This window comes from Streptomyces sp. NPDC002785 (assembly GCF_040295565.1).
Taxonomy (GTDB): Bacteria; Actinomycetota; Actinomycetes; order Streptomycetales; family Streptomycetaceae; genus Streptomyces.
The window spans coordinates 1-14,860 of the sequence record NZ_JBEOVN010000178.1 but is presented as its reverse complement, the minus strand read 5'-3'; the positions used below and the strand labels follow the sequence as shown (position 1 = coordinate 14,860).

The 14,860-nt window shown below is 67.8% G+C and carries 6 protein-coding genes and 1 tRNA gene; 5 read left to right on the top strand and 2 right to left on the bottom strand.

Features of this window, described 5'->3' with window-relative positions; all coding sequences use genetic code 11:
- The first annotated feature begins 257 nt into the window (after positions 1-257).
- A tRNA-Thr gene (locus ABTZ94_RS29755) sits at positions 258-330 on the top strand.
- Between the two features lie 63 nt (positions 331-393).
- Here the strand turns inward: ABTZ94_RS29755 and ABTZ94_RS29750 are convergent.
- Together ABTZ94_RS29750 and ABTZ94_RS29745 are read right to left on the bottom strand one after the other, a co-directional pair.
- Positions 394-1,305 carry an aldo/keto reductase gene (locus ABTZ94_RS29750; RefSeq protein WP_351205256.1) on the bottom strand — a complete coding sequence of 304 codons (912 nt, stop codon included), beginning with the start codon at positions 1,303-1,305 and terminating at the stop codon, positions 394-396.
- Between the two features lie 41 nt (positions 1,306-1,346).
- Complete coding sequence (locus ABTZ94_RS29745) at positions 1,347-3,962, bottom strand: SpoIIE family protein phosphatase (protein WP_351205254.1); 2,616 nt, start codon at positions 3,960-3,962, stop codon at positions 1,347-1,349.
- A 414-nt stretch (positions 3,963-4,376) separates the two neighbouring features.
- Here ABTZ94_RS29745 and ABTZ94_RS29740 point away from each other — a divergent pair, with 414 nt between their 5' ends.
- The 4 genes from ABTZ94_RS29740 to ABTZ94_RS29725 all read left to right on the top strand — a co-directional run bounded on the left by ABTZ94_RS29740 (position 4,377) and on the right by ABTZ94_RS29725 (position 14,763).
- Entirely contained in the window at positions 4,377-9,803 is a 5,427-nt protein-coding gene (locus tag ABTZ94_RS29740; RefSeq protein ID WP_351205252.1) for a HAMP domain-containing protein, read from the top strand.
- A gap of 244 nt (positions 9,804-10,047) precedes the next feature.
- Positions 10,048-10,725, top strand: a complete 678-nt coding sequence (locus ABTZ94_RS29735; RefSeq protein ID WP_351205250.1) for a response regulator — start codon at positions 10,048-10,050, stop codon at positions 10,723-10,725.
- Positions 10,726-10,977: 252 nt separating this feature from the next.
- Positions 10,978-13,758, top strand: a complete 2,781-nt coding sequence (locus ABTZ94_RS29730) for a DNA translocase FtsK (protein WP_351205248.1) — start codon at positions 10,978-10,980, stop codon at positions 13,756-13,758.
- A 204-nt stretch (positions 13,759-13,962) separates the two neighbouring features.
- Positions 13,963-14,763 carry a helix-turn-helix domain-containing protein gene (locus ABTZ94_RS29725; RefSeq protein WP_351205246.1) on the top strand — a complete coding sequence of 267 codons (801 nt, stop codon included), beginning with the start codon at positions 13,963-13,965 and terminating at the stop codon, positions 14,761-14,763.
- Positions 14,764-14,860 lie beyond the last annotated feature (97 nt).

The window sequence follows — 14,860 nt, the reverse complement described above, 5'->3', positions numbered from 1 at the left end:
CTGTGGGAGAGTAGGACGCCGCCGAACTCCTTTTAAGGAAAGCCCCGTGCCCTTGTGGCACGGGGCTTTCCTGCGTTTCAGGACCCACTCATGCCGTCGTTCGGCTCTGCCCGTTCTCCTTCGGGTCGGCGACGCCGGCGCAACGTGGCGAGACGGTCGGTGGGGCAGATGAGGACTCGTCAGAGTCTTCTGTGAGCAGTGGTTTTGAGCACCCCTGAGTTCAGGGTATGCTTTACCTCGTTGCCACAGCGCAGCAGGCCCCAATAGCTCAGTCGGTAGAGCGTCTCCATGGTAAGGAGAAGGTCTGCGGTTCGATTCCGCATTGGGGCTCAGGCAAGACGAAAGGCCCCCGCCACTTGGCGGGGGCCTTTCGCCTGTCCGGGGTTTCCCGGCTCACTTGCCACCCGCGTGGTGCTCATCGAGACGGGCGACCTCGTCGGCCGACAGGCACAAGGCGCCGGCAGCCACGTTCTCCACCAGGTGATCCGGATTACCGGTGCCGGGGATGGCCAGTACGTGGGGGCCTTGATGGAGCGTCCAGGCCAGCCGGACCTGTGCCGCTGTCGTGCCGTGCGCGCGGGCCACGGCGAGCACTTCGTCGTCATCGGCGCTCATGGCGCCTGCGCCCTCCTCGCGTCCCTGACCGGCTATGGCGAAGAAGGGAACGAACGCGATTCCCTGCTCTTCACAGAGGCGTAGGACGTCGTCCGTGCCCGCGTTGCGGGAGTCGATGCCGTAGCGGTTCTGCACGCAGACGACCGGGGCGATGGTTCGGGCCTCGGCGAGGTGTTCGCTGGTGATACCTGAGATGCCGAGGTGACGTACGAGGCCGGCGTCGCGGAGCTCGCCCAGGGCGCCGAAGTGCTCGGCGAGCGAATCCTGGCCCATGAGGCGCAGATTCACCAGATCGAGGTGGTCGCGGCCCAGTTGGCGAAGATTCTCCTCGACCTGGCCGCGCAGCTCGTCCGGCCTCGCGGGGGCGATCCACGTGCCCGAGGCGTCCCGTCGGGGACCGACCTTGGTGGCTATCACCAGGTCCTCGGGATACGGAGCGAGCGCCCGGTTGATCAGCTCGTTGGCCGACCGCAGCGACGAGAAGTAGAACGCGGCGGTGTCGATGTGGTTCACACCGAGCTCGATCGCCCGCCGGAGCACGCCGATCGACTGTTCACGGTTGCCAGGGGCGCCGAGGTCGAAGGCGGCGCTGCCGGTCAGCCGCATCGCGCCGAAGCCGAGGCGATTGACTGTCAGGTCGCCGAGTTCCCACGTACCCGCGGATGCTGCGGTGATCGTCTCTGAGGTCATGGGCCGGAGTGTCGCAGAGGATCCGGCCCGGTGAAATGCGGTCAGGTGGTGGGAGGTTCAGGGACGCGCATGGCGAGGATGGCCATGTCGTCGGAGGCCGGCTCGACGGCGAAGCGTTCGACCGCCCGCAGGATGCGTGCTGCCACCGCGCCTGCCGTGAAGCCGGTACAGGTGGCCAGGACGTCCGCCAGACCGTCGTCGCCGAGCATGCGGGTGCCCTCACGGCGTTCCGTGACGCCGTCGGTCACGCACAGCAGGACGTCGCCCGGGGCGAGGGTCACCGTCTGCTCGTACAGTTCGAGGTCCTCGATGACGCCCAGCAGGGGTTGAGGTTCGGCCGCTGACTCCACCGAGCCGTCCTGGCGCAGGCGCAACGGCAGCGGGTGCCCCGCGCAGACCACCTTCAGGAGTGCGCTCCCGTCTTCCTGTGGCCACAGCTCCCCGTACAGGAGGGTCAGGAAGCGGCTGCGGGCACCCTCGTCCAGGATGGCGGCGTTGAGGCGCTCCAGAACCGCCGGGCCGCCGAAGCCTTCGCGGGCGAGCAGGCGCAGGGCGTGGCGGGCGAGGCCCGTGACGGCCGCGGCCTCCGGTCCCGTACCGCAGACGTCACCGATGGCGAAGCCGTAGGCGCCGTCGCGGATCGGGAAGACGTCGTAGAAGTCGCCGCCGACCTCGTTGCCCTCGCCCGCCGCGCGGTAGATGACCTCGATTTCGACATTGGGGACCTCGGGCAGCCCCGGCGGCAGCAGGCTGCGCTGCAGGGACTGGCTGATCGCCATGCGCTCCGAGTAGAGGCGGGCGTTGTCGAGGGCGAGGGCGGCGCGGCGGGAGAGGTCCTCGGCCAGCTCCAGGATCTCCTGGCGGAAGTGGTTGTCGGAGGGCTTCCCGAGCGTGAGCATGCCGATGACACGGTTTCGGGCGACGAGTGGCAGGACCACCGTCTCCCCGCCGACCACGGCCGCGGTGGCGAGCGTCGTACGGATGCCGGAGCCCAGCCCGCCGGGTTCGCCGAGGCCGAGCGTACGCATCGAGGTGTGCAGGGCCGTCTGGTGGGCGGCCTCGGACGGGGCCGCCCAGACACGGGCGCCCGGGGTCGGCACAGGATCTGGGGGAGCGATCTTGGAGAGCAGGGCCTTGAGGCCGTCGATGAGCTCCTCGTCCTCGTGCAGCACGTAGGAGAGGTACGGCTCCGAGGACTGGTCCGCGATCGTGTAGACCGCGCACCAAGTGGCGAGGGTGGGGACCGTCATCTGGGCCATCAGCGCCAGGGTCTGGTCCCGGTCGAGGGTGCCGGCGAGCAGGTCGGAGGCCTCGACGAGGAAGGAGAGGGAACCGCGGCGCAGGCGTTCCAGCTCGCCCAGGCGGGCCGATTCGACGGCCAGCGCGATGCGGTCGGCGGCGAACTGGAGGCGCAGGGCCTCCTCGTTGGAGTAACGGCCGGCTGCTTCCGCGGCGACACCCAGCGAGCCTGTGAGGCGGCCCTCGACCTTCAGCGGGACGGTCACGACGGAGCGCATCCCCGTGCCGCCGAGCAGGGGAACGGCGCCGGGCACGTTGTCGAGGTCTTCGTGGACGGCGGGCATCCGGGCGGAGCCGTAACGTCCGGTACCGGCCTCCACAGGAACCCGGGCGAAACGCTGGCGGGCGGAGGGCAGACCGGTCGTGGCCCGTACCTCCAGTTCCGTTTCGTCGTCCGTCGCCAGCAGCAGGAAGGCCGAATCGGCGTCGAGCATGTCGCGCGCCCGCTCGACCGTGCGCTGGAGCAGGCCGTCGAGGTCGTCGGGGGCGGGGGAGCCGATGAAGATCTCGAACGGGTCCGTCTTGTGGCTCTCGGCGTTTGCGTCGGAGACCGGTGTGCGTACCGGGGACTGGAGCACGGCGCGTTCGTAGTCGCGGACGAGCAGACAGACCGTGGACGGTTCGCCGTGCGCGTCCCGGACCCGGAGATGTGAGGCGTAGACGGGGACGGTACGGCCGTCGGCGCCCCGGATTCCGTAACTTCCCTCCCAGCGCGAGAGCTGCAGTGCGTCCACGATGCCGGTGTTGGTGCCGGGCGTCTGTGGCCAGGCGGTGAAGTCGGTGAACTGTTTCCCGGTCACCTGGTCCGCGGCATACCCGAAGAGGAACGCGGCGTCCTCGTTCCAGGCGGCGATGGAACCGGTGCTGTCGATCTGGACGACGGCCACCCGCACGCGCTCGTCGGCGACCGGGAGCAGGCCGACCGGGAGCAGGGGGCCGGCGGATCGGATACCCACCGGGCGCTCGGGGAGATCGAGCTGGAACCAGACATGTTTGTGGGTGGGCGAATACTCGACGCCCCACCGGGAAGCGAGCGCCGCGCAGAGCAGCAGTCCGCGGCCGTTCTCACGGTCGGGGCTGCCGAAGTTCAGACCTGTGCTCTGGAGCGGGATCTCGCGTTCCGGATAGTGGTCGGAGACCTCGATCCGGACGCCGTCCTCCGTACGCAGGCACAGCACATCCGCGGCGGTGCCTGCGTGCACCACCGCGTTGGTCACGAGCTCGCTGGTGAGGACGACGGCGTCGTCGACAACATCCGCGTATCCCCATCCCTGGAGAGTGTCACGGACAAAGGTGCGGGCCGTCGCGACGGAGCGCCCGACCGGGTCGAAGGTGGCAGCCGCGCGCGCGGTGATCACAGCACTCCCCATATGGTGTCTCGTCGCTTCCCCGAGTCCTGTGCCCGTTTCTCGCCGCTTCGATTCGCCTGCCAGGCTAGACGCTCGGTCTCGGTGCCGGGTACACGAGGGCCGACTTCGGGCAGGAACGACCAGGAACAGGCATGTGACCGGACAAGTGTGGACTTCCCAACAGGGTGATGTGGGACAACCGTTGGAGGCTGCACCCCGATTGGTTCCGGCCTGGTACGTTTCAACGATTTGACGTCCGCATGGTCACCCGTCGACGGTGGGCTGTGGCGGTGAGCCAATGAGGAACTGGGCAAGCTCCCAGATATGGCCCGAGCGATACGGTCAACCCCTGCGGGAGGGATCACGGTGGAGTCTGGCATGGCGGCGCGGGGAACAGGCACGCGCACAAAAGGCGGACACCCCGTGAAAAAGCGGCGCAATGGAACCGTCGACGTCGACGCGGCAGCGCTCAACAGACTGTTGGCAGGCCTGGTGGCGATGCGGGACGGGAACTTCCGTAGGCGCCTGACCGTTTCGGGCGACGGCGTGCTGGCGGAGATCGCGGCAGTCTTCAACGAAGTCGCCGACCGGAATCTCCATCTCACCGGCGAGCTGGCCCGGGTGCGGCGGGTGGTCGGACGTGAGGGGAAACTCACGGAGCGGCTGGAGACAGGTGCCTGCGAGGGCTCCTGGGCCGCCGCGATCGACGCCTCCAACGAGCTGGTCGACGATCTGGCACGCCCGGTCTCGGAGGTCGGGCGGGTGCTGTCGGCAGTGGCCGACGGTGATCTCGAGCAGCGGATGGAGCTGCGGTCGCACACGGCCGACGAGACGGTACGGCCGCTGCGCGGCGAGTTCCTGAAGGTCGCCCGTACGGTCAACAACCTGGTCGACCAGCTGTCGGCGTTCACCGAGCAGGTGACACGGGTCGCGGTCGAGGTGGGTACTGAGGGCAAGCTGGGCGGACAGGCCCAGGTGCGCGGAATGTCCGGGTCGTGGAAGGACCTCACGGACTCCGTGAACACCATGGCGTACCGGCTGACCGCGCAGGTGCGGGACATCGCGCTCGTGACGACTGCGGTCGCCAAGGGAGATCTGTCGCGGAAGGTCACCGTCCATGTGGACGGCGAGATGCTCCAGCTCAAGAACACCGTCAACACGATGGTCGACCAGCTGTCGTCGTTCTCCTCCGAGGTGACCCGGGTCGCCCGGGAGGTGGGCACGGAGGGTGAGCTGGGCGGTCAGGCGACGGTGCCCGGTGTGGCCGGGGTGTGGAAGGACCTCACCGACTCCGTCAACACGATGGCCGGGAACCTGACCTCCCAGGTGCGCGGGATCGCCGAGGTGACGACCGCGGTCGCCAACGGTGACCTGTCCCAGAAGGTCACGGTGAGCGCCCGCGGCGAGGTCGCGCAGCTGGCCGAGACCATCAACCAGATGACCGAGACGCTGCGGACCTTCGCCGACGAAGTGACCCGGGTGGCCAGCGAGGTCGGTGGCGAGGGGCTGCTCGGTGGTCAGGCGCAGGTGCCGGGGGCGGCGGGGACCTGGAAAGACCTCACCGACTCGGTGAACACGGTCTTCCGGAACCTGACGACTCAGGTGCGCGACATCGCGCAGGTGACCACGGCGGTGGCCAGCGGCGACATGACGCAGAAGGTCACGGTCGATGTGGCCGGTGAGATGCTGGAGCTGAAGAACACCGTCAACACGATGGTGGACCAGCTCCAGGCCTTCGGCTCGGAAGTGACCCGGGTCGCCCGGGAAGTCGGCGTCGAGGGCCGGCTGGGGGGTCAGGCCGAGGTGCCGGGTGCGGCGGGGACCTGGAAGGACCTCACGGACTCGGTGAACACGGCGTTCCGGAACCTTACGGGGCAGGTGCGCGACATCGCGCAGGTGACGACCGCGGTCGCCAACGGTGATCTCTCGCAGAAGGTCACCGTCGATGTCGCGGGCGAGATGCTGGAGCTGAAGAACACCGTCAACACGATGGTGGCGCAGCTGTCGTCCTTCGCCGACCAGGTCACGCGGATGGCACGTGACGTGGGCACGGAGGGCCGCCTCGGTGGCCAGGCGCGGGTCGACGGTGTTTCCGGTACGTGGAAGGAGCTCACCGACTCCGTCAACTTCATGGCGGGGAACCTGACCTCCCAGGTGCGCCAGATCGCGCAGGTGACCACGGCGGTGGCGCGGGGCGACCTGTCGCAGAAGATCGATGTGGACGCGCGCGGCGAGATCCTGGAGCTGAAGAACACCATCAACACGATGGTCGACCAGCTCTCCGCTTTTGCCGAGCAGGTGACCCGGGTCGCCCGCGAGGTGGGCACCGACGGACGGCTCGGCGGTCAGGCGCAGGTGCCCGGTGTGGCCGGTGTGTGGCGTGATCTGACCGATTCGGTCAACGGCATGGCGGGGAACCTCACCGCTCAGGTCCGTAACATCGCGCAGGTGGCCACGGCGGTGGCGCGGGGCGACCTGTCGCAGAAGATCGATGTGGACGCGCGCGGCGAGATCCTGGAGCTGAAGAACACCCTCAACACGATGGTGGACCAGCTCTCGAACTTCGCCGAGCAGGTGACGCGGGTCGCCCGTGAAGTGGGCACGGAAGGCATCCTCGGCGGCCAGGCCGAGGTGCAGGGGGTGTCCGGTACGTGGAAGGACCTCACCCAGTCCGTCAACGGCATGGCCAACAACCTGACTCTGCAGGTCCGTAACATCGCCGAGGTCACCACAGCGGTCGCCAAGGGCGATCTCTCCAAGAAGATCACGGTCGATGCCAAGGGCGAGATCCTCGAACTGGTCACGACCGTCAACACCATGGTCGACCAGCTGCTCAACTTCGCCGACGAGGTGACGCGGGTCGCCCGGGAGGTGGGGACCGAGGGCATCCTCGGCGGGCAGGCCCGCGTGCGCGGTGCGACGGGTATCTGGAAGGACCTCAGCGACAACGTCAACCTGATGGCCAACAACCTGACCAGTCAGGTGCGGAACATCTCCCGGGTCTCGTCCGCGGTCGCCAACGGCGATCTGACGAAGAAGGTCACCGTCGAGGCACGCGGCGAGGTCGCCGAACTCGCCGACACCGTCAACACGATGGTGACGACGCTGTCCTCGTTCGCCGACGAGGTGACACGGGTCGCCCGAGAGGTGGGCACGGAAGGTGAGCTGGGCGGCCAGGCACGCGTTCCGGGGGTCTCCGGTACGTGGAAGGACCTCACCGAGTCCGTGAACTCGATGGCGTCCAATCTGACGGGTCAGGTGCGGCAGATCGCCACGGTCACCACGGCCATCGCCAAGGGCGACCTCACCAAGAAGATCGACATCGACGCTCGCGGTGAGATCCAGGAGCTGAAGAACACCATCAACACGATGGTCGACCAGCTGTCCTCGTTCGCCGAGCAGGTGACGCGGGTCGCCCGCGAGGTGGGCACGGAGGGGCAGCTGGGTGGCCAGGCCAGGGTCCGGGACGTCGACGGCACCTGGCGCGACCTCACCGAGTCTGTGAACGAGATGGCCGGGAACCTCACCCGTCAGGTGCGGGCCATCGCGGCCGTCGCCACCGCGGTGACCCGCGGCGATCTCAACCTCAAGATCGATGTGGACGCGGCCGGCGAGATTCAGGCCCTGCAGGACAACATCAATACGATGATCGCCAACCTGCGCGATACCACGGCCACCAACAAGGAACAGGACTGGCTCAAGGGCAACCTCGCCCGGATCTCCGGTCTGATGCAGGGGCGGCGCGATCTCGACGACGTGGCCTCGCTGATCATGAGCGAGCTGACCCCGGTAGTCTCCGCGCAGCACGGTGCGTTCTTCCTCGCCATGCAGACCGGTGACACCGACGCGGTGGGATCGGACAGCGACAAGGACAGCTCGTACGAACTCTGTATGAGGGGCAGCTACGGATACTCGGCGGGATCGATGCCGACGTCCTTCCGGCCCGGTGAGACGCTCATCGGCACGGCGGCGGAGGAGAAACGGACCATCCAGGTGGACAACGTTCCGCCGGGCTATCTGAAGATTTCCTCCGGGCTCGGGGAGGCACCGCCCGCGCATGTGATCGTGCTGCCGGTGCTCTTCGAGGGGAAGGTTCTCGGTGTGATCGAGCTGGCCTCCTTCCAGCCGTTCACCCATATCCAGCGGGACTTCCTCAATCAGCTCGCCGAGATGATCGCGACGAGCGTCAACACCATCAGCGTCAATACGAAGACCGAGAAGCTCCTTGAACAGTCGCAGGAGCTGGCCGAGCAATTGCGGGACCGTTCGAAGGAGTTGGAGAACCGGCAGAAGGCACTTCAGGCCTCCAACGCCGAACTGGAGGAGAAGGCCGAGTTGCTGGCCCAGCAGAACCGCGACATCGAGGTCAAGAACACCGAGATCGAGGATGCCCGGCAGGTCCTGGAGGAGCGCGCCGAGCAGCTCGCGGTCTCGATGCGTTACAAGTCGGAGTTCCTGGCGAACATGTCGCACGAGTTGCGTACCCCGCTCAACTCGCTGCTCATTCTGGCCAAGTTGCTCGCGGACAACGCCGAGGGCAATCTCTCGCCGAAGCAGGTGGAGTTCGCCGAGACGATCCATGGGGCCGGTTCCGATCTGCTTCAGCTGATCAATGACATCCTCGATCTGACGAAGGTCGAGGCGGGCAAGATGGATGTCAGCCCGACCCGGATCGCACTTGTCCAGCTGGTCGACTATGTGGAGGCGACATTCCGGCCGCTCACCGCGGAGAAGGGGCTCGATTTCTCCGTACGGGTCTCGCCGGAGCTGCCCGCGACCCTGCACACGGACGAGCAGCGGCTGCTCCAGGTGCTGCGCAATCTCCTTTCGAACGCGGTGAAGTTCACCGACAGCGGGGCGGTCGAGCTGGTGATCCGGCACGCCAACGAGGATGTGCCGAACGCCATCCGTGAGCAGCTCCTGGAGGCCGGCTCGCTGCGTGACGCCGATGCCGATCTGATCGCCTTTTCGGTCACCGACACCGGTATCGGGATCGCGTCCAGCAAGATGCTGGTGATCTTCGAGGCGTTCAAGCAGGCGGACGGTACGACCAGTCGCAAGTACGGCGGTACGGGGCTCGGCCTGTCCATCAGCCGGGAGATCGCACGGCTGCTGGGCGGCGAGATCCACGCGGCGAGCGAGCCGGGCCGCGGCTCGACGTTCACGCTCTATCTGCCGCTGCACCCGAGCGCGTTGCCGCCGCAGGGCTATCCGCAGATCGGTCCTGGGCCCATCGAGGCACACGGTGCCGTAGAGGAAGGTCTGCTCCCGGAGGCCGGTCCGGGCGCCGACTCGACGGCCACCGTGCAGGATTCGACGGGTGCCGCCGGGCTGATGGGGCGTCGCCGCAAGACCCTGGGGAGCGTGGAGCGGCGGCCCGCGCTGCCGTCCCGCGCCGCCGCCCCGGCTGCTCCGCAGGAGCCGTGGACGCTCGCCGGGCAGGAGGAACCGGAGGTCCGCAGGACGTTCCGGTTCCACGGCGAGAAGGTGCTGATCGTCGACGACGACATCCGTAACGTCTTCGCGCTCACCAGCGTGCTCGAGCAGCACGGTCTCTCGGTGCTCTACGCGGAGAACGGACGTGTGGGCATCGAAGTCCTGGAACAGCACGATGATGTGACGGTCGTACTGATGGACATCATGATGCCGGAGATGGACGGCTATGCCACGACGGCGGCGATCCGCAGGATGCCGCAGTTCGCCGACCTGCCGATCGTCGCGCTGACCGCGAAGGCCATGAAGGGTGACCGGGAGAAGGCGATCGAATCCGGCGCTTCCGACTATGTCACCAAGCCTGTCGATCCCGACTACCTTCTATCCGTTATGGAGCAGTGGATGCGCGGAGAGTGATCGTTAATTGAGAGAGTCGCGATGAGTTGGTGATCGGTTGCGCTCGCAGGAGTGTGAGGAGGCGCTGTACGGGGAACCTTCTGGTCCCCCACCGCGTTTCAGTTGTGTGCACAGTGACATCGCGGTGACAGGGTGTGGTGGCGGGCGCGGTGCGGCTACGATGACCGGCACAAGGACGGACGGCGTAAGGGAGTCGTCCCCTGGGGCGGCGCCCGGTGCAATTCCGGGGCGAGGAGGACGGGCCATGGTGCAGAAGGCCAAGATCCTCCTGGTCGATGACCGGCCGGAGAATCTGCTGGCGCTGGAGGCCATCCTCTCTGCGCTCGATCAGACACTGGTGCGGGCATCGTCAGGGGAGGAAGCGCTCAAAGCGCTGCTCACGGACGACTTTGCGGTCATTCTGCTGGACGTCCAGATGCCGGGCATGGACGGTTTCGAAACCGCCGCGCACATCAAGCGGCGGGAACGGACCCGGGACATCCCGATCATCTTCCTCACCGCGATCAACCACGGTCCGCATCACACCTTCAGGGGTTACGCGGCGGGCGCGGTGGACTACATCTCGAAGCCGTTCGACCCGTGGGTGCTGCGGGCCAAGGTCTCGGTCTTCGTCGAGCTCTACATGAAGAACTGCAAGCTGCGCGAGCAGGCGGCGCTGCTGCGGCTCCAGCTGGAGGGTGACGGCAACGGCAGCGCGGGCCATGAGAAGGAGCCCGCAGGGCTGCTGGCCGAGCTCTCGGCGCGGCTCGCGGCCGTCGAGGAGCAGGCCGAAGCGCTCTCCAAGCAGCTCGACGACGAGTCGGCGGACGCCGCGGCCGTGGCCACCGCCGCCCATCTGGAGCGCAAGCTGACCGGCCTGCGCCGGGCACTCGACGCGCTGGAGCCCGGTGCCGGAAGCGGCGTGGCCGTCCTTCCCTCGTAGCGCCGTACTGCCCCGTGAGTCCACGGCGGGGAGCGGTCCGGCGGTACGACCTCCGGTCGAGGAACGGGTGGTTGTCCGGACGCTCGGCACAACTGTCCTGCTGCCTCGGCCGTTCGGCGATTCGGTGGCAGGGGCATCCAGCGGTGCAAAGGCGTGAGGACACGTCAGTTTCCCTCCTCTGTACAGCGACACGGTCGGGTGAAGCGGCAGGCACACGTGTTCACGGCCGTCGACACCGGTAACCTCGGCACCATGGCCTCACGTACGTCCGGCAAGGGTTCCCAGGGCACGGCGGGCACCGCGAAGCGCGTCGGCCGTACCGCGGGACCGGCCAAGAAAGCCGCGCCCGCCAAGAAGACCGCCGCGAAGAAGACCGCGCCCGCGAAGAAGGCCCCTGCCAAGAAGGCGGTGGCCAAGAAGGCGGCCGCGCCCAAACCAGCGCCTTCGCCCACCGGCGGTGTGTACCGCGTGGTGCGCGCCGTCTGGCTCGGTGCGGCCCACGCCGTCGGCGCGATGTTCCGTGGCATAGGGCGCGGCGCCAAGGGACTCGATCCCGCACACCGCAAGGACGGCATTGCGCTGCTGCTGCTCGGTCTCGCGTTGGTCGTCGCCGCGGGCACCTGGTCGAATCTGCGGGGGCCCGTCGGCGACCTCGTCGAGATGCTCGTCACCGGAGCCTTCGGCCGGCTCGATCTGCTCGTACCGATCCTGCTCGGCGCCGTCGCCGTACGGCTGATCCTCTACCCGGAGAAGCCCGAGGCCAACGGCCGCATCGTCATCGGGCTCTCCGCCCTGGTCCTCGGGGTGCTCGGACAGGTCCACATCGCTTGCGGATCGCCCGGCCGCGGGGACGGCACCACGGCGATGCAGGACGCGGGCGGACTCATCGGCTGGGCTGCCTCCAAACCGCTGGTCTACACGATGGGCGAGGTCCTCGCCGTACCGCTGCTGTTGCTGCTCACCGTCTTCGGACTACTGGTCGTCACCGCCACCCCGGTGAACGCCATTCCGCAACGGCTCCGGCTGCTCGGCACCAAGCTGGGCATCCTCGACCCGGTGTACGACCCCGACGCGGACGAGGAGAACGACGACGAGCGTTACGACGAGCAGTGGCGCGAGGCGCTGCCCGCCCGCTCCCGCCGCTCCTCCGCACGCCGCTCCGAAGCGCCCGCGGAGTACTACCCCGACCAGGCGGAGGCCGACGCGCTCTCCAAGCGCCGTAGGCCGCGCAGGCCCTCCGTGCAGCCCGCGATGAACCGCACCATGGACGCGGTGGATGTCGCCGCAGCCGCGGCCGCCGCGCTCGACGGGGCTGTACTCAACGGCATGCCGCCCTCGCCGATCGTCGCCGACCTCACCCAGGGCGTCTCCGTCGAGCGCGAACGTCCGGGCACGCCGGTGCCGGGCGCCAGGGAGGGCGAACCCGCCGACGGGGGAGGGAAGCGGGAGAAGGGAGCGGTGCCCTCGGGCGGCGTGCCCGATCTGACGAAGCCCGCGCCCGAGCGGTCGCAGTCCCAGCCGTTGCCCGCCCGCGCCGAACAGCTGCAGCTCTCCGGCGACATCACGTACTCGCTGCCCTCGCTCGACCTGCTGGAACGCGGCGGGCCCGGCAAGACACGCAGCGCCGCCAACGACGCGATCGTCGCGTCCCTGACGAACGTCTTCACCGAGTTCAAGGTCGACGCCGCCGTCACCGGCTTCACCCGAGGACCGACGGTCACGCGGTACGAGGTGGAGCTCGGCCCCGCAGTGAAGGTCGAGCGGATCACCGCGCTCGCCAAGAACATCGCGTATGCCGTCGCCAGTCCCGATGTCCGGATCATCTCCCCGATCCCGGGCAAGTCGGCAGTCGGCATCGAGATCCCCAACACCGACCGGGAGATGGTCAACCTCGGCGACGTGCTGCGCCTCGCGGACGCCGCCGAGGACGACCATCCGATGCTGGTCGCGCTCGGCAAGGACGTCGAGGGCGGATATGTGATGGCCAACCTGGCGAAGATGCCGCACGTGCTGGTGGCCGGTGCGACCGGTTCCGGCAAGTCGTCCTGCATCAACTGTCTGATCACCTCGGTCATGGTGCGGGCGACGCCGGACGAGGTCCGGATGGTGCTGGTCGACCCCAAGCGGGTCGAGCTGACCGCGTACGAGGGCATCCCGCACCTGATCACGCCGATCATCACCAATCCCAAGCGCGCCGCCGAGGCCCTCCAATGGGTCGTACGGGAGATGGACCTCCGGTACGACGACCTGGCCGCGTTCGGGTACCGGCACATCGACGACTTCAATCAGGCTGTCCGCAACGGCAAGGTCAAGACGCCGGAGGGCAGCGAGCGCGAGCTCTCGCCGTACCCGTATCTGCTGGTGATCGTCGACGAGCTGGCCGACCTCATGATGGTCGCTCCGCGTGATGTGGAGGACGCCATCGTCCGTATCACCCAGCTGGCCCGCGCCGCCGGTATCCACCTTGTGCTTGCGACTCAGCGGCCCTCGGTCGACGTCGTCACCGGTCTGATCAAGGCGAATGTGCCCTCCCGGCTTGCCTTCGCGACGTCTTCGCTGGCCGACAGCCGCGTCATCCTCGACCAGCCCGGCGCCGAGAAGCTCATCGGAAAGGGTGACGGTCTGTTCCTGCCGATGGGGGCCAACAAGCCCACCCGTATGCAGGGTGCCTTCGTCACCGAGGACGAGGTCGCGGCCATCGTCCAGCACTGCAAGGACCAGATGGCGCCGGTCTTCCGCGAGGACGTGGTGGTCGGCACGGCCAAGAAGAAGGAGATCGACGAGGACATCGGCGACGACCTGGATCTGCTCTGCCAGGCCGCCGAACTGGTCGTCTCCACCCAGTTCGGATCCACCTCGATGCTGCAGCGCAAGCTGAGGGTCGGCTTCGCCAAGGCCGGCCGGCTGATGGACCTGATGGAGTCGAGAAACATCGTCGGGCCGAGCGAGGGATCCAAGGCGCGCGATGTCATGGTGAAACCGGACGAGCTGGACGGGGTGTTGGCACTGATCCGCGGGGAAACCGCTTCGTAGGAGAAGTATGGGCAACCCTTTCGTCGGGTCGTACGTCAAGTTGAAGGGAGGGGCGGCAAGATTGTCCTTCTCGGGGTGGCCCGGCGAATCGGACGGCGTTCGAGTCTGATGGCGTACAAAGTCCTTCGTCCCGGTTGCCCCACCCTTTCGTACCCCCCCTAGACTGAACACCCAGCAGGTGGCTCACGCTCGAAAGGCGCCCCCGTGTCCATCGGCAACTCCCCCGAAGACGACCGGCCTTCGATCGGTCGAGTGCTCCAGCAGGCTCGTATCGCCGCAGGTCTCACGGTCGAAGAGATCAGTTCGTCCACCCGGGTGCGCATCCCCATCGTGCACGCGATCGAAGAGGACGACTTCTCCCGCTGCGGCGGCGACGTGTATGCGCGCGGCCATATCCGTACCCTGGCGCGTGCCGTCGGGACCGATCCGGAACCGCTGGTTTCGCAGTACGACGCCGAGCACGGCGGCCGTCCCGCACCCACGCCCGCGGCGCCGCTGTTCGAGGCCGAGAGAATCCGTTCCGAACCGCGTCGGCCCAACTGGACGGCGGCCATGGTCGCCGCGATCGTCGCCGTCGTCGGTTTCGTCGGCTTCACCTTCTTCAAGGGCGGCGACGACAGCCCCGCGACCACGCAGGTCGCGGAGGGCTCGACGCCCAACACGAAGAGCCCCAAGCCGAAGACCAACAAGCCTGTCGACCCCAAGCCGGCGCCCTCCGACAGTGCCATCGCCGCGGCACCCAGGGACAAGGTGACGGTGAAGCTCAGCGCCAGCCAGGGCAAGAGCTGGATCTCCGCCAAGGACCACAACGGGCGGCTGCTCTTCGACGGCCTGCTGACGCAGGGGCAGTCCAAGACCTTCCAGGACCAGGAGCGGGTCGACCTCGTCCTCGGTGACGCCGGGTCCATCGAGCTCTTTGTGAATGGCAAGAAGGTCGAGGACAAGTTCCAGCCGGGCCAGGTCGAGCGGCTCTCGTACACGAAGGGCGACCCGGCGGTCGGCTGACCCGTACACGCACGGTTTCCGGCTCGTCGCTGTCCGGGGCGGCGCACCGGCCCCCGATCCGTTGCCGTACGCCGACAATCTCCTGGCGCGCTGGGCC